Here is a 24,748-nt window from a genome sequence, read left to right as displayed (position 1 = left end):
TGCTCCCGTGCCGCCCTGCCGCTCCGCGGCGTCTACAGCGCGCGCTCGAGCGCGCCCGTCAGCGCGACGGGCGTGATCTCGAGCCGGTCGAAGCGCCAACCGGCGGCCGTGCGGCGCGCACCGTAGCGGTGGACCGCCGCGGCGATGGCCTCGGTCGTGTCGTCGACGACGAACACCGCGACGTCGTGCGCGCGCACGGTCGCGGTGTCCCCGTCGAGCTCGACGACGAGGTTCGCCTTGTGGTGCAGGGTGCGCGCGTAGCGGTCGTGCCCGGCGTGCACGAGCGCGACCAGGTCAGCGACGCCGTGAGCCTCGCCGCGCAGCGACGTCACGGTGACGTCCTCGGTGAAGAGCCGGTCCGTCTCGTCGTAGCGCGCCTCGTCGATCCACAGGCTGTGGCGCGCGACGAGGTCGGCGAGCTCGGCCCGGTCGGCGAGCTCGCGCACGAGCGTCTCGGTCGTGGTCATGGACCCTCCTTATTCGTGAGAGCGACTAACGTTCGCTCTTCTCACGGAACCTAGATCGTTAGTCCGACTAACGCAAGGGTAGGATCGGCCCGTGGACACCGAGGACGACCTCCGCTTCGACCGCGGCGGCGAGACGCCGGCGCGGCTCACGGGGCAGCTCTCCCGCCTCGTCGGCATGACCGCGGCCCAGACCCGCCGCGTCGCGGGTGACGCCCTGCGGGCCGTGGGGGCGCACAAGGACCACTTCGTCGTGCTCGCCGTCCTCGCCGAACGCGGCCCCGCGAGCCAGTCGGCGCTGTCCGACCGCACGCGCGTCTACCGCAGCGACCTCGTCGCGGTCCTCAACGAGCTGGCGGCCGGTGGCTGGGTGGACAGGTCCCCCGACCCGGCGGACAAGCGCCGCAACGTCGTGTCGATCACGACCGCGGGCGAGCGCCGCCTCGACGAGCTGGACACGATCCTCGCGGAGGTCAACGACCGGATCATGGCACCGCTCTCCCCGGACGAGCGCACGCTGCTGTTCGCCCTTCTCGGTCGCGTCAACGCGCACCTCGCCGCCGGGGCCGACGGCCCCTGAGGAGCGGGCTCAGCCGAGCACACGCTCGCGGGCGTGGCCGAACGTGAGGGACGGGAGCGTCTCGAGCGCACCGTGCGCCGCGACGTAGTCCTTGAGGTCGCCCCGGAAGACGACGCGGCCCGGGAGGTCGAGCAGCGTCTGCGGCCGCACCTGCCAGCGCTCGACGCCGAGGTCGCACACCCCGGCGCCGTGCAGCACGTGGTAGACGAACTCGGAGCAGAAGAACCGGTCCTCGGCCTCGTGGCCGCGGCCGAACCGGGCGCCGACGAGACCGCGCACGTTGTAGGAGAACGCGTGCGAGTCGAGCAGGAACTCGGTGATCCGCACGCGGATCGCCTCGTGCTGCTCGGGCGTCACGGGGACCTCGAGCACGACCCCGGGCACCACGTCCATGCCGCGGTACAGGCCGTCGTCGAACCGCTCACGCCGGAAGCACCCGACGAACGGGTTCCCGGCCCGGCGGCGCCCGAAGCTGAACATGAGGTCGAGCCCCGGGTCGAGCGCCAGGGAGGAGTGCGTGAACTCGTCGCGGGTCGCCAGCGCGATGGTCCGGGAGAGGACCGTACGGCTGCGGGACAGGACGACGTAGACGTTCACGCGAGTGACCATACGATGCCCGGGCCCGCAAGTGGAACGGGCTGTGCGCGTCTTTTGTCCGGTCAGCCCGCGGAGAGCGCCCCGACGACCTGCTCGGCGAGCTGCGGGGGGAACTGCGCGGCGGCGTCGCGCACGTCGAACCCGAGGTCCTCGGCGAGCGCGAACGCCCTGCCCGCGCGGGCCGGGTCGGGCAGGGACCCGTCCCCGGTGAGCATCATGACGCCCGCCGTGAACGCCGCGCGGCCGTTGCCCCGGTCGCCCGCCGCGAGGTAGAGCTCCAGGGCGCGCGCGGAGTCCCGCGGACGACCGCGACCCGTCGCGTGCTCCGCCGCGAGGTTGTAGAGCGCACGGGGGTGGCCCGCGTCGGCGGCCTGCTCGAGGAACGCGCGCGAGCGCGCCTCGTCCACCGGCGTGCCCTGGCCCGTCGCCGTGAGGACGGACAGCTCGAAGAGCGCGTCGGCGTTCCCCCGCCGCGCCGCCTCCTCGTGGTCGGCGACGGCCGCCGCGGCGTCCTGGCGGAACCCGTAGCCGTTGTAGCGCATCCACCCGCGCAGCACGTGCGCGCCGCCGTCGGGGTCGTCCTCCGCGAGCCGGTCGACCCGCTCGGCGGCCTCCGCGGCGACCGGCAGGCGGCGGAAGTACGCCTCGCGCACCCAGGACGTCGCCGCCTCGCGCGACACCGCGTCGGCGCCGCCCGCGTCGGCCCGGCGGTACGTGTCGACGAGCACCTGCTCCGCGTCGCCCGGCAGCAGGCCGATCACGTGCTCGTTGCGGGCGAACGCGTCGCGCAGCCCGTGCGCGGCGGCCAGGACCCGCTCGCGGCTCACGGCGCGGTCGTCGAGCGCGTCGCGCGCCGCCTCGTAGGCGACGCTGCCGCGCGGGCGGGGCGTGCCCGACGTCGGTGCCCCCTCCGCGGTCGCGCTCGCCGAGGCGTCGCCCGCCTCCGCCGCCTTCGCCTCGTCCCGCGCGTCGGCGTCCCAGACCAGCTCGCCGTCCGGGTTCCAGATCTGGTTCGTCCGGTTCTTCGCCCACACCGCACGGAAGCCCTCGGGGAGCGAGAGGTAGCGCACGAGGTGCGGTGCCCGGCGGTACAGCTCGTGCGCGGGCACGGGGAGGAGCCCGCCGCGGGGCTGCGCGGCGATCGACTTCACGACCCACCCCGACGCGCCGTCGCCCGCCGGCCGGGTGCGCTCGACGTACATCTCCGGGGCGTCGTACACGTCGTTGTAGACGAGCACGGTCTCCGTGAAGCGCGTGCTCTTGGCCCCCACCTTGCAGAACGCGACCATCTCGCGCTGCTGCCGGTAGGTGTCGAGCATCGGGTCGACGTCCCACGTGAGCGCCGAGATCCCGTCCTTCGTGAGGTCCGTGACGGCGACGCGCAGGTCGTCGCCCGACTCCGCCAGCACGACCCACCAGAACCCGTGCCAGACCTGGTAGCCCTGGACGACCTTCTCCGCGGGGAGGGTCGCGACCCAGTCGAGGAACGACTGCGCCGTCGGGGCGAGGAACGGCGTCGTCTCCGTCCACACGCGGCGACCCGTGACCGACCGGACGTCGACCACGACGCGCGTGGGCGCCGTCGTCGGCCTGCCGTCCGCCCACCAGCGCACCGCGTCCGCCGCGGGCGGCGGCCACGCCGTGCGCCCGTTGGCGATCGGGTCGAGGGCGAGCACGTCCTCGCCGTCGAAGAAGGCGACGTACCAGTGGCCCGGGCCGTGCGCGCGGTCGACGCCGACGACGACGAACGCGCCCTTGCCCCGGGCGCGCAGCCGCTCGGCGATCTCGTCCGGCGTGGTCTGCTCGAAGCCGCTGCCGACGAGCTCGGCGAGCTCCGCCTCGCTCGGGCCGGTGGGCGTCGCGGGCTGCGCCGGGCCGCCGCGCAGGATCCCGACCATCGAGGCCACCGCGGACGCGGCGTGGTTCACCGGGAGGGTCGCGGCGTTCGCGTCGTTGCGGTGACCGGCGTGGAACGCCCGGACCAGCTGGGCCTGCGTGAAGCACGACTCGCGCACGTACGCCGACCCGTCGAACCCGACGATCGCCTGCGCGCCGCCGCGGCCCGGGGTCCACACGTGGAAGCCGCCCGGGACGACCTTGTTGTGGCGCGCGACCGTCGCGACGTCGACGCCGAGCAGGGTCGCGGCCCGGTCGGCGAGGTGCGGGAAGCCCTCGGTCCAGTGCTGGTGCTGCGGGTCCTGGGCGTTCGCGTCGGTCACGGGGAGAGGCTATGCGGCACCCCCGACGCGCCGCACCGGCCTGGCATGGGGACCGGTCCCCATCGTGCGACCGGTCAGGTGCCCGCCCGGCGCAGGACCGCCTCGGCGTGCCGCAGCACCGGGCCGTCGACCATCCGGCCGTCGTGCGTGAAGACCGCGTCCGGTCCGCCGGGGTTGGCGGCCGCCGCGTCGAGCAGGGCGCGCGCGGCCGTCACCTGCTCCGGCGTCGGGGCGTACGCGGTGCGGATCACGGGCACGTGGCTCGGGTGGATGCACGCCGTCGCGGCGAACCCCGACGCCGCGGCGTCCTCGGCCTCGGCCCGCAGCCCGTCGAGGTCGCCGACGTCCACGTGCACCGCGTCGACCGCCGCCTTGCCCGCCGCCCCGGCGGCGAGAAGCACCGCGGACCGCGCGTGCCGGGCGACGTCCCGGTACGACCCGTCAGGGCGCCGGCTCGACGTGCCGCCGAGCGACGCGACGAGGTCCTCCGCGCCCCACATGAGCGCGACGACCTCGGGCCGCCGGGCGAGCTGCGGCGCCGCGAGCACGCCGGCCGCCGTCTCGCAGAGCGCGAGGACGCGCACGCCCGGCAGGGTCGTCGCGAGCGCCGCGAGCGAGCCGAGCAGCTCCGGGCCCGACTTCGCGACCATGACCGTGCGCAGGCGGGTGTCCGCGAGCGCCGCCACGTCGAGCGCGTGCTCGGGCGTCCCGACGGCGTTGACCCGCACGACCGTCCGCGCCGGGTCGAGCGTCGCGGACGCCTCGACGACGGCGCTCCGGGCGGCGTCCTTCGAGGCTGCGGCGACCGCGTCCTCGAGGTCGAGGATGACGGCGTCGGCGCGGTCGGCAGCCTTGGCGAACCGGTCCGGCCGGTCACCGGGGCAGAACAGCAGCGCCGGCCCGAGCCCGAGCCCGCCGTCGTGGCTCACCACGCGCCCTCCTCGTCGCCACGCTCGAGGACGGGATCATGCACGCCTGCCACGTGCCCACCGAGCCCGGGGTTGTCGTCACGCCCTGCGCCGAGCCCGGGGATGTCGCCGGGCTCGGCGTCGTCGGGCACCGCCGTGGACGCCGCCGCCTTGGACGCCGCCTCGTGGGCGGCGCGCGTCCAGAAGAGCGCGGTGCGGACGGCGCGCGCGACGAGGACGCCGTCCTGGTTGAGGCCGCGGTGCTCGAGCGTCACGACGCCCTGCCCCGGGCGTGACGCGGACAGCCGCTTCTCGACGACCTCCGTCTCCGCGTAGAGCGTGTCGCCGTGGAACAGCGGCTTCGGGAACTCGACCTCACGGAACCCGAGGTTCGCGACGATCGTGCCCTGCGTGACCTGACCGACCGACAGCCCGACGAGCGTGGACAGCGTCATCATCGAGTTGACGAGCCGCTGTCCGAACGGCTGCGTCGCGGCCCACGCGGCGTCGAGGTGCAGCGCCTGGTGGTTCATCGTGAGCGTGGAGAAGACGACGTCGTCCGCCTCCGTGAGCGTGCGGCCGGGCCGGTGGCGGTACACCACGCCCGTCTCGAGCTCGTCGTAGTACAGGCCCCGCTGGACCACCTCGCGCATGCTGCCCTCCCTAGCCGTCCAGCCCCAGGCTCCTCGCGATGACCATGAGCTGCACCTCGGTGGTGCCCTCGCCGACCTCGAGGACCTTCGCGTCGCGGTAGTGGCGCGCTACGGGGTTCTCGTTGAGGAAGCCGTAGCCGCCGAAGATCTGCGACGCGTCGCGCGCGTTCGCCATCGCGGCCTCGCCGCCCACGAGCTTCGCGACGGACGCCTCCGCCTTGAACGGCTTGCCCGCGACGAGCTTGTGCGCGGCGTCGAGCCAGGCGAGGCGGGCCGTGTGGACGCGGGCCTGCATGCGCGCGAGCGTGAACGCGACGTGCTGGTTCTCGCCGATCGACCGCCCGAAGACGACCCGTTGCTTCGCATACCGCAGCGCCTCCTCGAGGCAGCCCTGCGCGGCGCCGGTCGCCAGCGCGGCGAACGCGATGCGGCCCTCGTCGAGCGCGCGCAGGAAGTTCGCGTACCCGCGGCCGCGCGCGCCGAGCAGGTTCCCGGCGGGCACGCGCACGTCGGTGAGCGTGAGGGGGTGCGTGTCCGACGTGTGCCAGCCGACCTTGTCGTACGACGGGCCGACCTCCAGCCCGGGCGTTCCCGCCGGCACGATGATGCTCGACAGCTCCTTGCGCACCTCGCCGTCCTGGCTGACGTGCTCGCCCGTCACCGCCGTGATCGTCACGAGGCTCGTGATCGGCGTCCCCGAGTTGGTGATGAACTGCTTGGACCCGTCGATCACCCACTCGTCGCCGTCGAGCCGCGCGGTCGTGCGCGTGCCGCCCGCGTCGGAACCGGCGTCGGCCTCCGTGAGCCCGAACGCCGCGAGCGCCCTGCCGGCGAGGAGGTCGGGCAGCCAGCGCTCCTGCTGCTCGCGCGACCCGTGCCGGTAGATCGGCACGATCCCCAGCCCCACCCCGGCCTCGAGCGTCACCGCGATGGACTGGTCGACGCGCGCGAGCGCCTCCACGGCGAGGCACAGCGACACGTAGTCCTTGCCCTGCCCGCCGACGTCGCGCGGGAACGGCAGGCCGAACAGCCCCAGCTCCCCCATCTGCGCGATGATCTCCATCGGCAGGCGGCGCTCGGTGTCGTACCGGTAGGCGGCGGGCGCGACGACGCTGTCCGCGAAGTCGCGCACCACCTGGCTGAGCTTCCGCTGCTCGTCGTCGAGCAGGACGTCGGCCTCGATCATGATGCTCCCTGGGTGTCGGGTTGCGGGACCGGGGCGGCGGGGTCTGCCGCGCCGGAGTCGTGGGGGTGGACGACGGCGACCACCTGGTCCCGGCGCACGAGGTCGCCGGGTCGCACGCGCACGTCGGCGACGCCGTCGTGCGGGGCGAGGAGCGGATGCTCCATCTTCATGGCCTCGACCGTGACGAGGACGGCACCCGCAGCGACGGGGTCCCCGTCCGCGACCGCGGTCACGACCGTGCCGGGCATCGCGGCCCGCACCTCGGGGTCCGTCGCGCCGGGCGTGTCCCCCCGGGCCCGACGCCGGTCGTCGCGTGCCCGAGCCGCGCGCTGCTCGCGGTCCGGGGCGGCCAGCGCGACGGTCCGCCCGTCGCGCCACAGCCACACCGTGGCGGGCACGCCAGCAGCGGACGGCGCGTCGAGCGCGAGCCGCACGCGCTCCCGGACGCCGTCCACCGTGAGCCACCACGCGCCGTCGGCCCCGGGGTCGCGCACGAGCGACGCCCGCACCGGGTGCGGTGGTGCACCCGGGGACTCCCACCCGTCGTCGTCCCGTGCGGGGAGGTGCACGACGGCGTCGCGCGCCACCCCGGAGACCCGCACCTCGTGCGCGTCCCCGGCGGCATCGACGAGCACGACCCGCCGCGCGGCAGCGGGAGCGTTGAGCCGCCACCCGTCACGCACCCGCCACGGGTCGTCGTCACCAGCTCCCCCAGCCCCGCCGAACCCGGGCTTGTCGCGCGAATCTGCCGCGAGCCTGTCGACAACCCCGGGTTCGGCACCACCCGAGCTCGCGACGAACAACGCCGCGGCCACGAGATCGACCCACGCGACGGCGCGCGCATCCCCCGCCCCCGACGCCACGAGCCGGTCGATCAGGCCGGTGTCGAGCCGCCCCGCCCGGACATCGGGATCCGTGAGCAACGACCGCAGGAACGCCGTGTTCGTCTCGACCCCCAGCACGACCGTCCGCGCGAGCAGCCCGTCGAGCCGGTCGACGGCGTGCTCGCGCGTCTCGCCCCACGCGACGGCCTTGGCGAGCATGGGGTCGTAGTGCCCGCCCACCACGGCGCCGGCGGAGATCCCGGAGTCGAGTCGCAGCGGCGCGGCGTCGGGCCCGGAGGGGACCCCGTCGTCGTCGTAGACCAGGACCGACCCGGTCGCCGGGAGGAACCCGCGCTCGGGCGACTCGGCGTAGAGCCGCCCCTCGACGGCGTGGCCGCGGAGCACGACGTCGTCCTGGGCGATCCCGAGCGGCGCGCCCGACGCGACGCGGAGCTGGAGCTCGACGAGGTCGAGGCCGGTGACCATCTCGGTGACGGGGTGCTCGACCTGGAGCCGCGTGTTCATCTCGATGAAGAAGAACTCGTCGGGGCTCCCGGCAGGGACGAGAAACTCGACCGTCCCGGCGCCGACGTAGCCGACCGACCGCGCGACCTCGCACGCGGCCTCGCCCATCCGGGCGCGCTGGGCCGGCGTGAGCAGGGGCGACGGCGCCTCCTCCACGACCTTCTGGTGGCGGCGCTGGAGCGAGCACTCGCGCTCGCCGAGGTGGACCACGGTCCCGTGCGTGTCGGCGAGCACCTGCACCTCGATGTGGCGCGGCGCCTCGACGAGCCGCTCGAGCAGGAGCGTGTCGTCGCCGAACGACGACGCGGCGACCCGGCGCGCGGACGCGAGAGCGCCCGGCAGGTCGTCGGCGGCGCGCACGACGACCATCCCCTTGCCACCGCCCCCGGCGGACGGCTTGACGAGCAGCGGGAACCCGACCGCGCCCGCGACGGCGACCAGGTCGTCGTCGGACATCCCCGCCTCACCGGCCCCCGGCACGACGGGCACGCCCCGCGCGCCGACGATGCTCTTCGCGGCGAGCTTGTCGGCCATCGCCTCGAGCGCGTCGACTCCCGGTCCGACGAACGCGATCCCTGCGCGCTCGCACGCGCGGGCGAGCGCCGGGTTCTCGGACAGGAAGCCGTAGCCGGGGTGGACGGCGTCGGCGCCGGTCGCGACCGCCGCCGCGACCACGGCGTCGACGTCCAGGTAGCTCTGGGCGGCGGGCGCGGGACCGAGCCGGATCGCGACGTCTGCCTCGCGCACGTGGCGCGCACCGGCGTCGGCGTCGGAGAAGACGGCGACGGACCGCACGCCGAGGCGTCGCAGCGTGCCGATCACGCGGCACGCGATCTCGCCGCGGTTGGCGACGAGGACCGTACGGAAGCCGGTCGCGTCGTGAGGGGTCTCGGAGGTCATCGGCTCACATCCGGAAGAGGCCGAACCGGTCACCGGTCCAGGTCTCGGCGAGGGGCGTGCGCGCGCACACGCCGAGGGCGAGGCCGAGCACGCGGCGCGTGTCGGCGGGGTCGATCACGCCGTCGTCCCACAGGCGCGCGGTCGCGTAGTACGGGCTGCCGTGCTCGTCGTAGTCGGCGCGGATGCCGGCGGCGAACGCGGCCTCCTCGTCGGGGTCCCACGTCTCGCCGCGCGCCGCGAGCTGGTCGCGCTTGACCGTCGAGAGCACCGACGCGGCCTGCGGACCGCCCATCACGGAGATGCGGCTCGCGGGCCACGACCACAGGAAGCGCGGCGAGTACGCGCGCCCGCACATCGAGTAGTTGCCCGCCCCGAACGACCCGCCGACGATCACGGTGAGCTTCGGGACGCGCGTCGTCGCGACGGCCGTGACCATCTTGGCGCCGTCCTTCGCGATCCCCCCGGCCTCGGCGTCGGTGCCGACCATGAAGCCGGAGATGTTCTGCAGGAACACCAGCGGGACCCCCCGCTGGTCGCACAGCTCGATGAAGTGCGCCCCCTTGAGCGCCGACGCCCCGAACAGCACGCCCTGGTTCGCGAGAATCCCCACCAGGTGCCCGTGGATGCGCGCGAAGCCCGTGACGAGCGTGTCGCCGTACTCGCGCTTGAACTCGTCGAACCGGCTCCCGTCGACAAGCCGGGCGATGATCTCGCGCGGGTCGTACGGCGCTTGGACATCGACCGGGACGGTGGCGTACAGATCCTCCCCGGGCTCCTGTACGACCGCAGGGCACTCGCTCTGCGCGACGTCCCACGCGGGCGCCGGGTCGGGCGGGAGCGTCGCGACGATGCGGCGCACGGTGTCGAGCGCGTCCTCGTCGTCGTCGGCCAGGTGGTCGACGACGCCACTACGGCGCGCGTGCAGCTCACCGCCGCCGAGCTCCTCGGCCGTGACGACCTCGCCGATCGCCGCCTTCACGAGCGGCGGCCCGCCGAGGAAGATCGTGCCCTGCCCGCGCACGATGACCGTCTCGTCGCTCATCGCGGGCACGTAGGCGCCGCCCGCCGTGCACGACCCGAGGACCGCGGAGATCTGCGGGATCCCCGCCGCCGAGAGACGCGCCTGGTGGTAGAAGATCCGACCGAAGTGGTCGCGGTCCGGGAACACCTCGGCCTGCCGGGGGAGGAACGCACCCCCCGAGTCGACGAGGTAGACGCACGGCAGCCGATTCTCGAGCGCGATCTCCTGCGCCCGCAGGTGCTTCTTCACCGTGAGCGGGTGGTACGTGCCGCCCTTCACGGTCGCGTCGTTGCACACGACCATGACCTGCCGCCCGCTCACCACCCCGATCCCGGCGACGACCCCGGCGGCCGGCCACGCGCCGTCGTCCACGCCGTACCCGGCGAGCGGCGCGATCTCGAGGAACGGGCTGCCCTCATCGAGCAGGCGGTCGACGCGGTCGCGCGGCAGCAGCTTGCCGCGCGCGACGTGCCGGTCGCGCGCCGACGCCGGGCCCCCGCGCGCGACGTCCGCCGTGCGCGCACGGAGCTCGTCGGCGAGCGCCCGCTGGCCGGCGTCGTTCGCCCGGGCCGTCTCCGACCCGGGGTCGACGGCGCTCGTCAGGATCGTCATCCGGCCACCCCTCCCTGCCGAACCCGGGATCGCTCCTCACCCGCGGCCGATCCTGGGGAGGGATCCAGGGTTCGGCGGGGCGCGGTACCACCGCCGGGCGACGAGCCACCAGCGAGGAGCGCGAGGGCCGGGTCCTCGAGCAGCGCGCCGAGGTCGGCGAGGAAGCGCGCGCCCTGCTCGCCGTCGACCACGCGGTGGTCGAACGACAGGCTCAGGGTGACGACGTCGCGCAGCGCGACCTCGCCGTCGTGCTCCCAGGGCCGACGCCGCACCGCGCCCAGGCCGAGGATCGCCGCCTCGCCCGGCACGAGGATCGGCGTGCCCGCGTCGACGCCGAACACCCCGACGTTGGTGATCGAGATCGTCCCGCCCGTGAGGCGCTCGGGCGTCGTCCGGCCGTCGCGCGCCGTGACCGTGAGGTCGGTGAGCGCGGCGGCGAGGTCGGGCAGGTCGAGGTCCTGCGCGTCGGGCACGTGGGGCACGACGAGCCCGCGATCGGTCGCGACCGCGATGCCCAGGTGCACGCGGCGGTGCCGCACGATCTCCGCGGTGCCGTCCGGGAGGTCGTGCCACGCGCTGTTGAGCGCGGGGTGGCGCGGGAGCGCGAGGCACAGCGCGCGGGCCGCGAGCGCCAGCACGGTGATCCGCGCGCCGCGCGCGAGGCGGTGGGTCCGCAGCCGCTCCAGGAGCTCGACGCTGCGCGTCACGTCGACCGTGAGGAACACCGTCGCGTGCGGCGCCGTGAACGCGCTCGCCACCATCGCCGCCGCGGTGTGCTTGCGCACCCCCCGCACCGGCACGACCTCGGGCTCGAGCCCGACCCGCGCGTCCCCACCGGCGGCTGCCGAGCCGGGAGACGTGACCCCTCGCCCGGGCCCTCGCGAGGCGAGGTCTCCCCTCTCGTCTGGGGGCGCCGTCAGGTGGGCGGGCGTCGCGTTCCGCGCGGTCGGGGTGGCCGACGCGGTCGACGCGGCGAGCGTGCCGTGCACCTCGCGCTGCTGCCGCACGACGTCGCGGTGGCAGCTCACCGCCGCGAGGACGTCCTCGCGCGTGATGAGGCCGTCCCGGCCGGTCCCGTCGACCCGGTCGATGCGCACACCGAGCTTCTTCGCGAGCGCCCGCACCGGCGGCGTCGACCGCGGCCGCTCTCCGGCGACGGTCCTGCCGGACGCACCGGGCGCCGTCGTGCCGCCGAACCCGGGGATGTCGCCGGGCTCGATGACGCGAGTGACCGCAACCCCGGGTTCGACGGCCGACCCGACCGTCCCCGAGCCGTCGGCGGGTCGGGTCCGACGGCGTCGCGCCGGCCTGCCGGTGGTCTCCGGCCGCGCCCCGTACCCGACGAGGTTGGGCTCCGGTACGTCGTCAGCCTCCGGCGGACCAGCGGTCACGTCCTGGGCCGGAGCGGCGTCGAACCTGGGCTTGTCGTCGTCGACGGCGCCGAGCCCGGCGACTTCCCCGGGTTCGGCGCCCTGGGGGGCGGGGGTGCCGTCGTCGACCTCGAAGGTCACCAAGGGGGCGCCGACCGTGACGGTCTGGCCCTCCTCGGCGTGCAGCGACGCGACGACGCCGGCGTACGGGGACGGGAGGTCGACGAGGGCCTTGGCGGTCTCGACCTCGGCGATGACCTGGTTGAGCTCGACGTGGTCGCCCGCGTGGACGTGCCAGCTCACGATGTCGGACTCGGTGAGGCCCTCCCCGAGGTCGGGGAGGCGGAACTCGCGCATCGTCATCATCGGGCCACCGCCTCGACGGTGCGGACCGACCCGGCCTGGCTGCCGGCCCCGCCCGGCGAACCGGCGTCGGAGCCCGTGCGCGGCACGAACGGCTCGACCCGCCCCAGGACGCGGTCGACGCCGTCGAGGATGCGGTCGAGGTCGGGGAGGTAGTGGCCCTCGAGCTTGGCGGGCGGGTAGGGCATGCCGTGACCGGTGACGCGCACGGGCGCGGCCTCGAGGTACTCGAAGCAACGGTCGGTCACGGTCGCGGCGATCTCCGCGCCGAGCCCGGCCTGCCGCGGTGCCTCGTGCGTGACGACGACGCGCCCCGTCTTGCGCACCGACGCCGCGACGGTGTCGTGGTCGATGGGCGAGAGCGAGCGCAGGTCGATGACCTCGACGGACACGCCGTCGTCGGACGCGGCGACGGCGGCGTCGAGAGCGGTCCCGACGAGACCGCCCCACGTGACGAGCGTGACGTCGTGGCCCTCGCGCACGACGCGCGCGCGGTCCATGGGCAGCGGGTCCACCGGGTCGGGGTCGACCTCGCCCTTGAGGTGGTACCGGCGCTTGGGCTCGAAGAGGATCACGGGGTCGTCGCACGCGACCGCCTGGCGCAGCACGGTGTACGCGTCCTGGGGGTTCGCGACCGACACGACGCGCAGCCCGGCGGTGTGCGCGAACAGCGCCTCGGGCGACTCGGAATGGTGCTCGGCCGCGCCGATCCCGCCGCCGACGGGGATGCGGATCGTGATGGGCAGGCGCACCTTCCCGCCGGTGCGCGCGTGCATCTTGGCGAGCTGCGACAGGATCTGGTCGAAGGCGACGAACACGAAGCCGTCGAACTGGATCTCGCACACCGGCCGGTACCCGCGGTACGCGAGCCCGACGGCCGTCCCGATGATCCCGGACTCCGCGAGCGGGGTGTCGAGCACGCGCCGCGGCCCGAACTCCGCCTGGAGGCCGTCGGTCACGCGGTAGACGCCGCCGAGCCGGCCGACGTCCTCGCCCATGACGACGACGCGGTCGTCGTCCGTCATCGCGCGGCGCAGCCCCGCGCCGAGCGCCTTCGCCACGGTGAGGGTGCTCATCGCGCCACCCCCGTCGCGGTCGTCCCCGTGCCCGACGCCGCCTGGTCGCCCGCGGCGCCCGGCCCGCCCGCGCCGTCGTCCCCGTCCTCGCCGTCGCCGAACGACTCGAGGTAGTGCGCGTACTCGGCTCGCTCGCGCTCCAGCGCGTGGTGCGGCTCCGCGTAGACGTGCTCGAAGAGCGACAGCGGCGGCGGGTCGGTGAGCGCGACGCACCCGGCGCGCAGCTCGGCCGCCGCAGCGTCGGCGACGCCCTGCACCCGGGCCGCCTCCGCGTCGTCGAGCACCCCGACGGAGCGCAGGTACGCCTCGAACCGCGCGAGCGGGTCGCGCCCTGTCCACTCCTCGACCTCGGCCGCGTCGCGGTACCGCTTGGGGTCGTCGGCCGTGGTGTGCGGGCCCATGCGGTAGGTGACGGCCTCGATGAGCGTCGGGCCGCCGTCGTGGCGTGCGCGGTCGAGCGCCGCGCGCGTCACGGCGAGCACGGCGAGCACGTCGTTGCCGTCCACCCGCACGCCGGGCAGGCCGAACCCGCGGGCGCGCTCGGCGAGCGGGACGCGCGACTGGAGCGCGACCGGCTCGGAGATGGCCCACTGGTTGTTCTGGCAGAAGAAGACGACCGGCGAGCGGTACGTGGACGCGAAGACGAACGCCTCGTTCACGTCGCCCTGGCTCATCGCGCCGTCGCCAAAGTACGCGACCCCCACCGGCAGCCCCGCGGACGCGTCGACCCGGCCGGCGTCGACGTCGTTCTGCACGCCCATCGCCCAGCCCGTCGCGTGGAGCGTCTGCGCGCCGATGATGACCTGCGGAGACGCCATCCCGATCGCGTACGGGTCCCAGCCGGAGACCGCGACGCCGCGCCACACGCGCACGAGGTCCACGAGCTCGGCGCCGCGCACGCGCGCGACCGCGTGCTCGCGGTAGGAGGAGAAGACGAAGTCGTCGTCGCGCAGCGCGCGCGCCGAGCCGACCTGGGCGGCCTCCTGGCCGAGCAGCGGGGGCCACAGCGCGAGCTCGCCCTGACGCTGGAGGGCCGTCGCCTCGGCGTCGATGCGCCGCGCCACGACCATGTCCTCGAGGAGTCGCAGGAGCGTCGCCCGGGCGGTCTCGCGCGCGGCGTCGTCGTGCGCCGCGGGGTCGAGGTCGGCGAGCCACCGGTCGAGCTCGGGGTCCGCGAGGTGTGTGCCGTCCTCGGTCAGCACGCGCAGGGTCGGCGTCGACGCGCCGTCCCCCGGGTCCTGCCGTGGCAGGTCCGCGCGCACGTCGGCACGCCCGTCCTCGCGCACGTCCTTGCGCACGTCGTGCGCCACGTTCTTCCGGTCTGCTCGTGCGTCGCGCGGGGTTGCCGCCCGGTGACCGTTCTGCGCCTTCGGCGGGGTCGCCGCCGTCGGTCCGGTCCGCACCGCAGGTTCGCTGGGCATCGTCGCCACCTCACCTCGGGGAGCCGGTCCTCTCCGTCGAGGACCGAGGTAGGGCGAACGTAACCCCTGCCGCGCACATGGCTCCACCGACCTCCGCCACGCTGCGCAGTGTGATCGCCGTCACTCAGTTAGGGTGAGCAGCATGCACAGCGCCGACGCTGTCGACCTCGACCTCCTGCTCGCCCTCGCCGACGACCCGCGGGCGACGATCGTCGCGCTCGCCGACCGCCTCCGGCTCTCGCGCAACACCGTGGCGGCGCGCCTCGCCCGGCTCGAGGCCGAGGGCGCGTTCCTCGACCTCGACCGGCGCATCGACCCGCACGTGCTCGGCCACCCGCTCACGGCGTTCGTCGAGGTCCAGGTGCGCCAGAAGGAGCTCGCCCGGATCGTCGACGACGTGGCGCGCATCCCCGAGGTCGTGCAGGCGTTCGGGCGCAGCGGGACGGCCGACCTGCGCGTCACCGTCGCGTGCCGCGACACCGACCACCTGTTCCGCATCGACGCCGCGATCCTCGCGATCGACGGCGTCGAGCGCACGGAGACCTCGCTCTCGATGGGCGAGCTCATCCCCTACCGCCTGCGCCCGCTCATCGAGCAGCAGCGCCGCCGTGCCTGACGCGGCGTCCCGCGTCGAGGGACGCCTCGGTTCGCCGCGGGGCACGACCGCCGCCCCGCTGTCGAGCGCACGACGACAGCCAGACCGTGCGGACCCCGGGCGTGGGCGGGGTCAGCGGAGGTCGCGCACGTAGGCCGCGGCGCCGTCGTACGCGGCGATCCGGCGCTCGTAGTACGTCGCGATGATGAGCAGCAGTCCACCCGCTGCGGCGAGCGTGAGCATCCACGGCCCGGCGGAGATGCGCGTGCCGAGCTGGGACACGAACACGACGAGGATCTCGACCGGCAGCACCGCGACGCCCAGCAGGAACGGCACCGCGAGGTGCGTGCGCGTCCCCACGAGCACCGCGGCCAGCGCGAGCACGATGACCAGGACGGCGCGCCACGTGCGCGCGTCGGTGTACGTCGCGAGGACCGACGGTCCGAGGAGCGCGAGGAGCCCCGGGGCGAGCGTCCGCCACGACCCGGCGAACCCGACTGGCCAGCCGGCGAGGGTCGGCGTCGTGCGCGCCGGAGCTCCGCCCGGGGTCGGGTCGGTGTGGCTGCTCCCCGGGCTGCCCGGACCGGCCACGGCACGAGGGTCGCCGCCCGCCGCGCCGGGCACCGCCGTCGTGCCGGCCGCGAGCGCGAGGTACCCCGCGACGAGCAGGCCCGCGCCGAGCGGGAGCGAGAAGACCTCGACGCGGAGCTCGCGCGGCCACCACGCGCCGATCGCGGCGACGAGCGCGAGCGACCACGTGAACCAGGCGGGCGGGAGGTCGAGCCGGCCGCGGACGGCGCGCCGCACCCCGACCACGAGGAGCGCGAGCAGGGCCACCTCGACGAGCCACACCGTCGCGATGACGCCCCACACCGGCCGGACGTTCGCGACGGTCCCGATCACCACGAGGGCAGCGGCGGGCGCCACGGCCCAGCGCCGCGCGACGGCGGCGCCCCGGCCCCGCGGAGCCACCCCGGCCCCGACGAGGGCCGCCCCGAGCGCGACCCCGCCCGCGGCGAGCGCCCAGGCGAACCCGAGCGCGAACACCGCGCCGCCGCCCGACGCGTGCGCCACGTGGAGCGACTCGACGGTCCCGCCGGTCGCGGCGAGCACCCCGGCGCCCGCGAGCCGCAGGGCCGCAGCGCGCCGCCACGCGCCCTCTCCCGCCCCGCGACCCAGCAGGACCGCTGCGAGGACGGCCACGGCTCCTGCCGCGACGAGGAGCGGCGCCCGCACGTCGCCGGCCCCGGGCGCCGCGCCCAGCGCGAGCACGGACGGCACGACGAGCAGCACCAGGCCGGCGCCCGCGAGCTCCCACCAGCGGCGCGACCGCCGGGCGAGCAGCGCCCCCGTGACGAGGGCCGCGAGCGCCGGTGGCGCGGTGTACGCCTCGACGAGGCCGACGTCCGCGGCGCCGAGCGCCGTCCACAGCGCGGCGGTCCCCAGCGCCGCGGCGAGCCACCACTCCGCGTGCCGGTCGCGGTCGCGCGCGGCGAGCCCCGCGCCTGCGGCGAGCAGGAGCAGCACCGCGACCGCGACCGTGGGCCCGGCGGCGGGGCGCCCGAACGCCAGGCCGACCGCGATCGCCCCCGTGAGCGCCGCGCTCGCCTCGACGGCGACGCGCCCGGCGGCCAGGTGGATCCGCGCCGTGACCGGGCGGGCCGCGGCGAGCGCCGTCGCCACGAGCAGCGCGACGACCGGCAGCACGACGGGCGAGCCGCTCCCCGGCAGCACGAGGGCACCCGCGCTCACGACGGCGACGGCCGCGGTCGGCAGGACGAGGGCGGCGGCGAGCACGCGCAGCGCGGTGACCGACCCGGGGCGCCGCGAGCCGACGAGCACGACCTCGAGCGCGAGCATCGCGACGCACGCGGCGACGGACCACCAGCTGCGCTCGTCGACGACCGTGAGGACGCCGAGCCCGAACGGCACGGCGGTCACGCCGAGCACCGCCCACCACGAGTCCCGGTCGACGCGCGGGACGAGCGTCACCGCGAGCGCGGCGAGCGAGGCGACCCCGGAGACCGCGCACAGGACGGCGACGGTCCCGGCGCCGCTCCACGCGAGAGTGACGCCCAGCACGAGGAGCGCGTACCCGTAGGCGGTGCCGACGAGCGGGGCGTGCAGGGCCCTGGGCGCAGCAGCACGGGCCGCGAGCAGGAGCGCGCCGACGACCACCGCCCCGGCCGTCGCGGTCGGGCGCGTGACCCACGACCCGGCCAGGAGGAGCAGGAGGGAGACGATCACGCCGGCGACGGCGGCCGCGTACCAGGCACGCGCCTCGGCCCGCCCGACGGGTCCGACGCCGTGCCGGACCGCCGCGCGCGGGCCCGGGAGCCGCCGGGCGACCGGGCGCAGGACGCGACCGAGGGCGCGCCGGACCGCCCGGACGAGCGCGCCGGGCGCGGCGCCGCCCCCGGCCGCGCCCGTCGCGACGGGGCGAGCGGTCGCGACGACGAGCAGCGCGGCGAGCAGGGCGAGCAGCCCGAGGGAGGTGACGCCCGCGAGCCGGGGGTCCAGCACGAGCGCGACGACGAGCGCGAGCAGCACCCACGGACCGAGCGCCCGCCCGGTCCGGACGACCGGCGCGGCGCCGAGCCGTCGCGCCCCGGCGAGGCGCGGGACGGGCACGGGGACCGGCGTGCGCAGCGAGAGCCGGGCGGCGACGAGGAGGACGACCAGCGCGGACAGCAGGCCGACGATCGTCCCGTCGAGCAGCGCGGCGCCGGGGGTGCCGCCGCGGACGCCCTCGCCCCACAGCCCGGCGGAGAGGACGCCGACGCCGAGCGGCGCGTCGTCGAGCGTCGCGGCGGTCCCGGCGGTGCCGGTCACGAGGACCTCGGCCGCGCGCACCCCCGCGACGGCCAGCGCGGGCCCTGCCCCGGCGAGGGCGACGAGCGCGCCGCCGAGGAGGGCGTCCGACCGCCCGACGGCAGGGACCGGGGAGCCGAGCACCCCGGACGCCACGCGCGGCGAGGTGAGGACCAGGACGAGGAGCCACGTGGCGGCGGCGAGCGCGGGGACCAGGCCCAGCCAGGCGACGTCGCCCCCGGTCCCGAGCAGCGCCCCCGCGAGGACGGCCGTCGCACCGCCGATCGCGTACCAGCGCCGCTCCCGGGTCGCGACGCGCAGGAGCGTCGCCGCGAGCGCCGCGCCGAGCGCGACGAGGGCGGCTCCGGAGCCGGTCGGGAAGCCCGGCGGGGCGGCGACCGTGAGCCCGACGACCACGGCGAGGGGCACCGCGACCGTCCGCACGACGCCGAGCAGCGCCTGCTCGCCCCGCAGGGTGCTGCCCACCCGCGCGCCGGAGCGCGCCGCGACGGGCGCGGCGAGGGCCGTGAGGCACGCCGTCGCGAGGAGGGCGACCGCCCAGCCCCAGGGCTCCCCCGCGGCAGGCGCCGCGACGAGCGGGACGAGCGGGCCGAGCACGACGGCGCTCGTCACCCAGGCGCGGACCCGCGCCCGGTCCCCGACCACTCCGAGACCCGCGACGACCACGGCGAGCAGCGACGCGCGCGCCACCGTGGTGCCGACCGGGTCGAGCCTCCACGCGCTGAGCGCGAGCTCGACGTCCACGACCGCGAGCACGACGGCGAGCCCCGCGACCGCCTCGGCGGACGAGCGCAGGCCGCGCGACCGCAGGAGCACCGCGGCCCCGACCGTGAGCACCGTGACGACCCCGGTCACGAGGGCGCGCAGCGCGAGGTCGTCGGCGAAGGTGAAGAAGACGAAGACCACCGTCGCGACGGCGAGGAGTCCCGCCCCCGCCCCGGCGAGGACCGGCTGGAGGCCGACCGAGCGCGACGGCGCCGCGCCGGGCACGACGACGCCGCGCGGTCCCGCCACCGCGGGGACCGGCCCGGCCGCGCCGGGACGGACCGGGACCGGACGGCGTGGCCCGGGCGCGGGCGCGGTCCCGACCGCCGGCACCGGGGACGGCGTGCGCGGGCCGGCCGGCCCGCGGCCTGCCGGGTCGAGCGGGCGCATCGCCCGCGGCGGGCCGGCGGGGACCGGGCGCGCGCCGGGCGGCGCCGCGGCGGCCGTGCGGGCCGCCCACGCCGCGGCCTCGGGCTGGCTCGCACGCAGGGCGTCGAGCGCGACCTGGCGGCGTGAGAGCGCGTCGGCCGCGTCGCTCGACGCGGCGGCGACCTCGAACGCGAGCGGTCCGGTGAGGTCGAGCAGGCACCGGTCGCAGCAGGACGACCGCAGCGTCGCGGCGCACGCGGGGCAGGAACGCGTCTCGGGCAGCCGCGCCAGCGCGACGTCGACCCACGGCTCTCTCATGACGGACATCCTGGCGAACCTGTGAGGCTCCTGGGGACGCGTCCACAGGGGGTCGCGTGGCGGTCCGGTGAAGGGTCCCGGTGGGCGCGGTCCCGGGGCGTCGTCCGGCCGTCAGCCGCCGAGGCCGGCGACGAGGGCGCGGGTGAGCGGCGCGTCCACGCCCGCGCGGTCGGCGGCCCGGACGATCGCACCGCCGATGGCGTCCACCTCGAGCGGCCGCCCGGCCTCGGCGTCGCGCAGCATGGACGACTTGGCCTCGGGCGCGAAGCGGTCGTAGAAGGCGAGCGTCCGCGCGGGGTCCGACGGCGCCCCGCTCGCCGCGGCGACCGCCGCGACCTCGCGCACGAGCGCCTCGAGCTCGGCGCGGTGCGTGGTCCGCACCTCGCCGATCGGAGCGCGGTGCGTCGTCGTGAGCAGGGCGAACGGCGCGAGGAAGCCGAGCTTGGCCCACATCAGCGCCGTCTCGTCGGGGTGGACCGTGGTCGAGATGCCGGCCCCGTCCAGGAGCGCGCGTACGGCCTCCACCCGCTCGGGCGGGACGCCGCCGGGCGCGAGGTCGACGTCGGTGAACGCGCTCGTGTGCTCGATCTCGCCCGGCGCGACACGCGTCGACTCGACGCGGATCGTCGCGGGGAGCACGCGCTCGGCCCCGTACCGCGCGCGCAGCACGTCGAGGTGGTCGAGCCCGTTGAGGAACGGGACGACGACGCCGTCGCCGAGCACCTCGGGCGGGACGCGGTCGAGCGCCTCGTCGAGCGCCGTCTGCTTGACCGCCACGAGGACGACGTCGACCGGGCCGTCGAGCCGCGTGGCCGCCCGCGCGGGGACGTGGACCTCGCCCACCTGGCGGCTGCGCACGTGCACCCCGTGCTCGGCCAGGGCCGCCGCCGTGGCCTCCCCCGCGAGGAACGTCACGTCGACCCCGGACCGCGCGAGCAGCGCGCCGACCAGACCGCCGACCCCACCCGGCCCCAGCACCGCTGCCCCTCGGCGGCCCCGGCCGCTCGTCGTCTCCGTCACCGTCGTCCTCCCGTCGTCCGGGTCGTCCCGTCCGGACGGGCGGGGCCGCCCCGCCGTCACGCCGCGGGGACCTCGACCCTACCCACGGGGACGGACGCCACCGACGCGGTGCCGGGCACGGTGAGCGCCGCGATCGCCGTCGTGACCGGGATCGCGAGGACGAGGCCGATCGACCCGACGAGCGTGCGTACGACCTCCTCCGCGATCTCGCCCGAGGTGAGGCTCGTGGCGAGGTTCTGGTCGGACAGGTAGACCGCCATGAGCAGCGGCAGCGCCGCGCCGACGTAGGCGAACGCGATCGTGTAGACGGTCGAGGCGATGTGGTCGCGCCCGATGCGCATCGCGCGCGCGAACAGCTCGCGCCGGGTCGCGAGCGGCGCGACCGCGCGCAGCTCCCACACCGCGGAGGCCTGGGTGATGGTCACGTCGTTGAGCACGCCCATGCCCGCGAGGACGATGCCGCACAGCACGACGCCCTGGATGTCGAGCGAGGGCGCGTACTGCGGGATCCACAGGGACTCCTCCGAGGTGAGCCCGGTGATGTTCGACGCGCCCGAGCCCCACCACCCCAGCACGGCCGTGATCGCGAGCCCGACGAGCGTGCCGAGCAGCGCCGTCGACGTGCGCGCGGTGAACCCGTGCGCGACGTACAGCACGACGAACATGACGAGCGACGACGTCACGAGCGCGACGCCCAGCGCGTTCTGACCCGTGAGCAGCGCGGGCAGCGTGAACCACGTGATGACGACGAACGCGCCCGCCAGCCCGGCGAGCGCGGCCAGGCCGCGCCAGCGCGCGACGGCCAGCACCACGACGGCGTACGCGATCGCGAGGACCCCGATGGGCAGCCCGCGCTCGAAGTCCATGAACACGTACGGGCTCACGCCCGCCCCGACGGCCTCGGCGAGGTAGAGGACGCGGAGCCGGTCGCCCTCGTCGAACCCGTAGGCGACGTACTCGGGCGGCGCGCCGACGGTGATCGCGTCACCGCCCACGTCGTCGCCGCCCGCGCGCGACCCCGCGTCGAGGCGGGCGGGGACCTCGCCCGTCTCCGGGTCGATCGGGCCGGTGACGGTGGCGCGCAGGACCGTGCTGCCCTCCGCCGCGACGGGGATGCGGTCGGGCACGTCGGCGGACGCGGGCCACAGCACGACCAGCCCGGCGAGCGTCGCGAGCAGGGCCGGGACGAGGAGCGCCGCGAGCGTCAGGCGCACCCGCCGCGTCGCCGGGGCCGCCGGCCCGTGCGCGTGGCCGTGCGGGTCGGCGCGCGACCGCCCGGGCTGCTCGCGGCGCTCCCGGCGCCCCGGGACGGGGCCGGACGTCGGATCGGGGCTCGGCTCGCTCACCCGAGGATGCTGCCACGGCGGGCCGACGACGCGTGGTGGCACGCGCCGTCGGGCGCTACGGGGTGAGGCGGTGGAGGTCCCGGGGGAAGAGCGCGACCTCACGGACGTTGGTCGCCTCCACCAGGCGGGCGACCCAGCGCTCGAGGCCGATGGCGAAGCCGCCGTGCGGGGGCATCCCGTGGGCGAACGCCTCGAGGTAGGTCGCGTACGGCTCGGCCGTCTCGCCCCGCGCCGCCAGCGCGGCGACGTAGTCCTGGTAGCGGTGCAGCCGCTGTCCGCCCGTCACCAGCTCCAGGCCGCGGAAGAGCAGGTCGAAGCTGTTGCTCCAACGAGGGTCGTCAGGTTGCGGGTGCGTGTAGAAGGGCCGCTTCCGCATCGGGTAGCCCTCGACCGCGAGGAAGTCGGAGCCGTGGGTCGACCTCGCCCACGCGCCCAGGGCCCGCTCGTGCTCGGGGGCGAGGTCCGGCTCGTCGTCCGCCGCACCGACGAGGGCGAGCGCGTCACGGAAGTGGATCACGGGGATCTCGGACGGCACGACCGGCAGCGCCGGCCCGAGCCGCTCGACGGCGTCGCCCGCCCCGTCCCGGAGCGCCCCGACCATGCCGGCGAGCACGTCGCGCAGCACCGCCAGGACGTCCCGGTGGTCGCGCACGAAGCCGAGCTCGACGTCCAGGGAGACGTACTCCGCGAGGTGGCGTGCCGTGTCGTGGGGCTCCGCCCGGAAGACCGGCCCGACCTCGTACACGCGCTCGAACACGCCGACCAGCTGCTGCTTGAAGAGCTGCGGGCTCTGGGCGAGGTAGGCGGTGCGACCGAAGTAGTCGACGGGGAACACGCTCGCGCCGGACTCCGTGGCGGACGCGACCAGCTTGGGCGTCTGGATCTCGGTGAAGCCCGCCGCGTCGAGCGTGGCGCGGAACCCGCGCAGGCTCGCGGCGGCGAGCTCCCAGCGGGCCCGCCGGGCCGGGTGCCGCCATGTCACGGCCGCGTGGTCCAGGAGCGTGGGCAGCGCGACGTCGAGGTCGGGGCGCCACAGCTCGACCGGCGGGCGGGTCGCGGGCGCGCCGAGCAGCGTGACCGTCGGCGCGGTGATCTCGACGCCGCCCGGTGCCTGCGCGTTCGCCGTGGCCGTCCCCGTGACCTGGACGGCGGTCTCCTCCGGCGGCAGCCCCTCTGCGGGCACCTCGTGCGGACGCAGGACGACCTGGGCGAGTCCGGTGCGGTCGCGCAGGACCAGGAAGGACACCGTCGCGAGCTCGCGGCGGCGGTGCACGTGCCCGCACAGGGTCACCACGTGTCCGGGTGGTGCGGCGGCGACGTCGGCGGCCAGGGTGCGGGCGGGTGCGGGCGGGGCGGGTGGTCTCATGACTCCTCCAGGGAAGGGCAGGCCCTGGAGGTGCGGGCGGGGGCTAGGTCGCGGTGCCACCACACCTTCGTCGACGTCTCGTCGACCTCTCGTCGGTACGCCGTCACGCGCGGGGAGCCGCCGCCGGTGTCGCCACCGGCCGAGGGTCGTCACGCCTCGCAGCCTCCGCGAGCGACGATACCGACCGACCCGCACGCCGACCACCGCATTGCGGTGGTCGGCGGCCAGGGGTCACTCGGGCAGCGTCACGTAGCCCCGGCGAACGCCCGCGACGAGCCGGCGGGGGAGGGTGAGCTCGCGCCCGTCGACGACGACGGTCACGAGCTCGGGCACCTGCGCCTTCCACTGCGAGCGGCGGGCACGGGTGTTGGAGCGGGAGAGCTTGCGCTTGGGCACGGCCATGAGGGGTCCTTCCGGTGGTGGTGCGCCCAGCCTAGCGGGCACTGAGAACGATTCTCAAGACGGTCCGGGGCCACGACCCCGGACGGCGGTAGCATCCCGAGGGCCGTCCGCCCGTCCGGCGGCGACGCAGCCGTCACACCCCGTCACAGCACGCCACCGAACGCAACGAGGAGCCAGCATGGCCACGGTCGACTACTTCCTGTCCGGCGACCCCGAGGTCGCCAAGCAGCACCTGCACGCCGCGCTCCAGGAGCAGGGCTTCACCGTCTCGACGCGACCCACGGGCCAGTGGGCCGCCGAGCGCGGGAGCAAGCAGAAGACGTTCTGGCTCGGCGCGTTCGCCGGCAAGGCGCAGCACCTCGTCTTCACGGTCGACTTCATGCTCCACGGCGACCAGCTCGTCGCGCGCATCGACCGCCCGACCGGCCACGGCGCCATGGCCGGCGCGGTCGGCGTGGCCCGCTCGAACAAGGCGTTCTCCGAGGTGGACCAGGCGATCGGCACGCGCCTGACCCAGCACGGCATCCTCGCGAACGTCGTCCACGCCTGACCTCGAGCGACGCCGCGACACGACGAAGGCCCGGAGCCCCTCGCGGGATTCCGGGCCTTCGTGCGTGCTGACCGGACCGGCAGCGGCCGGTCAGCGAGACGTCACTTGGCGACGGCCTTCTTGAGCAGGCTGCCGGCGCTGATCTTCACGCCGAAGCCGGCCGGGATCGAGATCTCCTCGCCCGTACGGGGGTTGCGGCCCGTGCGGGCGGCACGCTCGACGCGCTCGACGGACAGGAGGCCCGTGACCTTGACGGCCTCGCCCTTGCCCAGCGACTCGACGAGCACCTCCTGGAAGGCGTTGAGAGCCTTCTCGGCGTCCGCCTTCGACAGGTCGGCCTTGCTGGCGATGGCCGAGACGAGCTCGGACTTGTTGAGCGACATGCGAATCCCTTCTTCGGTTCACGACGCGCGGTGGTCACCACCCGTCGTCACGGTCTCAGTGTGCCAGCCGCGAGGCCGTGCAC

20 protein-coding genes are annotated in these 24,748 nt (G+C 76.0%); 3 read left to right on the top strand and 17 right to left on the bottom strand.

The genetic code is table 11. From position 1 onward, the window contains the following. Positions 1-32: 32 nt before the first annotated feature. Positions 33-467 (bottom strand): nuclear transport factor 2 family protein, encoded by a 435-nt coding sequence (locus tag A0J59_RS13845; RefSeq protein WP_064316474.1) that lies wholly within the window; start codon positions 465-467, stop codon positions 33-35. A gap of 91 nt (positions 468-558) precedes the next feature. On the opposite strand from A0J59_RS13845, the gene A0J59_RS13840 reads away from it, so the two are divergent. Then, positions 559-1,044, top strand: coding sequence for a MarR family winged helix-turn-helix transcriptional regulator (locus A0J59_RS13840; RefSeq protein WP_047231808.1), 486 nt, complete (start codon positions 559-561; stop codon positions 1,042-1,044). 9 nt (positions 1,045-1,053) lie between these two features. On the opposite strand, the gene A0J59_RS13835 is transcribed toward A0J59_RS13840, so the two are convergent. The 10 genes from A0J59_RS13835 to A0J59_RS13790 all read right to left on the bottom strand — a co-directional run bounded on the left by A0J59_RS13835 (position 1,054) and on the right by A0J59_RS13790 (position 14,719). After that, on the bottom strand, positions 1,054-1,641 hold the full coding sequence (locus A0J59_RS13835) for a hypothetical protein (protein ID WP_052877454.1): 588 nt from the start codon (positions 1,639-1,641) through the stop codon (positions 1,054-1,056). A gap of 62 nt (positions 1,642-1,703) precedes the next feature. Further along, positions 1,704-3,860, bottom strand: coding sequence for a tetratricopeptide repeat protein (locus tag A0J59_RS13830; RefSeq protein ID WP_064316472.1), 2,157 nt, complete (start codon positions 3,858-3,860; stop codon positions 1,704-1,706). Positions 3,861-3,934: 74 nt separating this feature from the next. After that, positions 3,935-4,792 carry a CoA ester lyase gene (locus tag A0J59_RS13825; protein WP_304439890.1) on the bottom strand — a complete coding sequence of 286 codons (858 nt, stop codon included), beginning with the start codon at positions 4,790-4,792 and terminating at the stop codon, positions 3,935-3,937. Further along, positions 4,786-5,421 carry a MaoC family dehydratase gene (locus tag A0J59_RS13820; RefSeq protein ID WP_082919033.1) on the bottom strand — a complete coding sequence of 212 codons (636 nt, stop codon included), beginning with the start codon at positions 5,419-5,421 and terminating at the stop codon, positions 4,786-4,788. The genes A0J59_RS13825 and A0J59_RS13820 overlap by 7 nt, the downstream gene beginning before the upstream one ends. 10 nt (positions 5,422-5,431) lie before the next feature. Then, positions 5,432-6,607 carry an acyl-CoA dehydrogenase family protein gene (locus A0J59_RS13815; RefSeq protein ID WP_064316471.1) on the bottom strand — a complete coding sequence of 392 codons (1,176 nt, stop codon included), beginning with the start codon at positions 6,605-6,607 and terminating at the stop codon, positions 5,432-5,434. Next, positions 6,604-8,856, bottom strand: coding sequence for a biotin carboxylase N-terminal domain-containing protein (locus tag A0J59_RS13810; RefSeq protein ID WP_064316470.1), 2,253 nt, complete (start codon positions 8,854-8,856; stop codon positions 6,604-6,606). Before A0J59_RS13810 ends, A0J59_RS13815 begins: the two co-directional genes overlap by 4 nt. A gap of 4 nt (positions 8,857-8,860) precedes the next feature. Further along, positions 8,861-10,489, bottom strand: coding sequence for a carboxyl transferase domain-containing protein (locus A0J59_RS13805; protein ID WP_064316469.1), 1,629 nt, complete (start codon positions 10,487-10,489; stop codon positions 8,861-8,863). After that, positions 10,486-12,225 carry a dihydrolipoamide acetyltransferase family protein gene (locus A0J59_RS21270; protein ID WP_172820062.1) on the bottom strand — a complete coding sequence of 580 codons (1,740 nt, stop codon included), beginning with the start codon at positions 12,223-12,225 and terminating at the stop codon, positions 10,486-10,488. Before A0J59_RS21270 ends, A0J59_RS13805 begins: the two co-directional genes overlap by 4 nt. Continuing rightward, positions 12,222-13,298 (bottom strand): alpha-ketoacid dehydrogenase subunit beta, encoded by a 1,077-nt coding sequence (locus tag A0J59_RS13795; protein ID WP_082141009.1) that lies wholly within the window; start codon positions 13,296-13,298, stop codon positions 12,222-12,224. Before A0J59_RS13795 ends, A0J59_RS21270 begins: the two co-directional genes overlap by 4 nt. Next, positions 13,295-14,719: a thiamine pyrophosphate-dependent dehydrogenase E1 component subunit alpha gene (locus A0J59_RS13790; protein WP_082919042.1), complete on the bottom strand. Its 1,425-nt coding sequence runs from the start codon at positions 14,717-14,719 to the stop codon at positions 13,295-13,297. The genes A0J59_RS13795 and A0J59_RS13790 overlap by 4 nt, the downstream gene beginning before the upstream one ends. A 142-nt stretch (positions 14,720-14,861) precedes the next feature. Here A0J59_RS13790 and A0J59_RS13785 point away from each other — a divergent pair, with 142 nt between their 5' ends. Then, positions 14,862-15,335, top strand: a complete 474-nt coding sequence (locus tag A0J59_RS13785; protein ID WP_053369208.1) for an Lrp/AsnC family transcriptional regulator — start codon at positions 14,862-14,864, stop codon at positions 15,333-15,335. Positions 15,336-15,446: 111 nt separating this feature from the next. Here the strand turns inward: A0J59_RS13785 and A0J59_RS13780 are convergent, their stop codons facing one another. The 5 genes from A0J59_RS13780 to rpmF all read right to left on the bottom strand — a co-directional run bounded on the left by A0J59_RS13780 (position 15,447) and on the right by rpmF (position 23,732). Further along, positions 15,447-19,598: an SCO7613 C-terminal domain-containing membrane protein gene (locus A0J59_RS13780; protein ID WP_156533043.1), complete on the bottom strand. Its 4,152-nt coding sequence runs from the start codon at positions 19,596-19,598 to the stop codon at positions 15,447-15,449. A 111-nt stretch (positions 19,599-19,709) separates the two neighbouring features. Then, positions 19,710-20,618 (bottom strand): ketopantoate reductase family protein, encoded by a 909-nt coding sequence (locus A0J59_RS13775; RefSeq protein WP_064316501.1) that lies wholly within the window; start codon positions 20,616-20,618, stop codon positions 19,710-19,712. 56 nt (positions 20,619-20,674) lie between these two features. Beyond that, entirely contained in the window at positions 20,675-21,964 is a 1,290-nt protein-coding gene (locus A0J59_RS13770; protein WP_082919031.1) for a YibE/F family protein, read from the bottom strand. Between the two features lie 55 nt (positions 21,965-22,019). Beyond that, positions 22,020-23,330: an aspartate--tRNA(Asn) ligase gene (gene aspS / locus A0J59_RS13765; protein ID WP_064316466.1), complete on the bottom strand. Its 1,311-nt coding sequence runs from the start codon at positions 23,328-23,330 to the stop codon at positions 22,020-22,022. A 231-nt stretch (positions 23,331-23,561) separates the two neighbouring features. Further along, positions 23,562-23,732 (bottom strand): 50S ribosomal protein L32, encoded by a 171-nt coding sequence (gene rpmF / locus A0J59_RS13760; RefSeq protein ID WP_047231794.1) that lies wholly within the window; start codon positions 23,730-23,732, stop codon positions 23,562-23,564. Positions 23,733-23,910: 178 nt separating this feature from the next. Between rpmF and A0J59_RS13755 the strand changes: the two genes are divergently transcribed. Beyond that, on the top strand, positions 23,911-24,282 hold the full coding sequence (locus tag A0J59_RS13755; RefSeq protein WP_047231793.1) for a hypothetical protein: 372 nt from the start codon (positions 23,911-23,913) through the stop codon (positions 24,280-24,282). A gap of 101 nt (positions 24,283-24,383) precedes the next feature. Here A0J59_RS13755 and A0J59_RS13750 read toward each other — a convergent pair whose 3' ends face one another. Next, the gene (locus A0J59_RS13750; RefSeq protein WP_047231792.1) at positions 24,384-24,665 is read right to left on the bottom strand and encodes an HU family DNA-binding protein; all 282 of its coding nucleotides are present in this window, start codon (positions 24,663-24,665) and stop codon (positions 24,384-24,386) included. Between the last annotated feature and the right edge of the window lie 83 nt (positions 24,666-24,748).

This window comes from Cellulosimicrobium sp. I38E (assembly GCF_001647255.1).
In the GTDB taxonomy this organism is placed as follows: Bacteria; Actinomycetota; Actinomycetes; order Actinomycetales; family Cellulomonadaceae; genus Cellulosimicrobium; species Cellulosimicrobium cellulans_E.
Note: the sequence above shows the minus strand (reverse complement) of the source record. Positions and strands in the feature narration are given on the sequence as shown.

Excerpts from the sequence above, each read along its gene's own strand:
- rpmF (WP_047231794.1), bottom strand. The coding sequence starts at position 23,732 with ATGGCCGTGCCCAAGCGCAAGCTCTCCCGCTCCAACACCCGTGCCCGC.
- A0J59_RS13790 (WP_082919042.1), bottom strand. The coding sequence starts at position 14,719 with ATGCCCAGCGAACCTGCGGTGCGGACCGGACCGACGGCGGCGACCCCG.
- A0J59_RS13815 (WP_064316471.1), bottom strand. The coding sequence starts at position 6,607 with ATGATCGAGGCCGACGTCCTGCTCGACGACGAGCAGCGGAAGCTCAGC.
- A0J59_RS21270 (WP_172820062.1), bottom strand. The coding sequence starts at position 12,225 with ATGATGACGATGCGCGAGTTCCGCCTCCCCGACCTCGGGGAGGGCCTC.
- A0J59_RS13820 (WP_082919033.1), bottom strand. The coding sequence starts at position 5,421 with ATGCGCGAGGTGGTCCAGCGGGGCCTGTACTACGACGAGCTCGAGACG.
- A0J59_RS13755 (WP_047231793.1), top strand. The coding sequence starts at position 23,911 with ATGGCCACGGTCGACTACTTCCTGTCCGGCGACCCCGAGGTCGCCAAG.
- aspS (WP_064316466.1), bottom strand. The coding sequence starts at position 23,330 with ATGAGACCACCCGCCCCGCCCGCACCCGCCCGCACCCTGGCCGCCGAC.
- A0J59_RS13780 (WP_156533043.1), bottom strand. The coding sequence starts at position 19,598 with ATGAGAGAGCCGTGGGTCGACGTCGCGCTGGCGCGGCTGCCCGAGACG.
- A0J59_RS13795 (WP_082141009.1), bottom strand. The coding sequence starts at position 13,298 with ATGAGCACCCTCACCGTGGCGAAGGCGCTCGGCGCGGGGCTGCGCCGC.
- A0J59_RS13785 (WP_053369208.1), top strand. The coding sequence starts at position 14,862 with ATGCACAGCGCCGACGCTGTCGACCTCGACCTCCTGCTCGCCCTCGCC.
- A0J59_RS13805 (WP_064316469.1), bottom strand. The coding sequence starts at position 10,489 with ATGACGATCCTGACGAGCGCCGTCGACCCCGGGTCGGAGACGGCCCGG.
- A0J59_RS13750 (WP_047231792.1), bottom strand. The coding sequence starts at position 24,665 with ATGTCGCTCAACAAGTCCGAGCTCGTCTCGGCCATCGCCAGCAAGGCC.
- A0J59_RS13810 (WP_064316470.1), bottom strand. The coding sequence starts at position 8,856 with ATGACCTCCGAGACCCCTCACGACGCGACCGGCTTCCGTACGGTCCTC.
- A0J59_RS13845 (WP_064316474.1), bottom strand. The coding sequence starts at position 467 with ATGACCACGACCGAGACGCTCGTGCGCGAGCTCGCCGACCGGGCCGAG.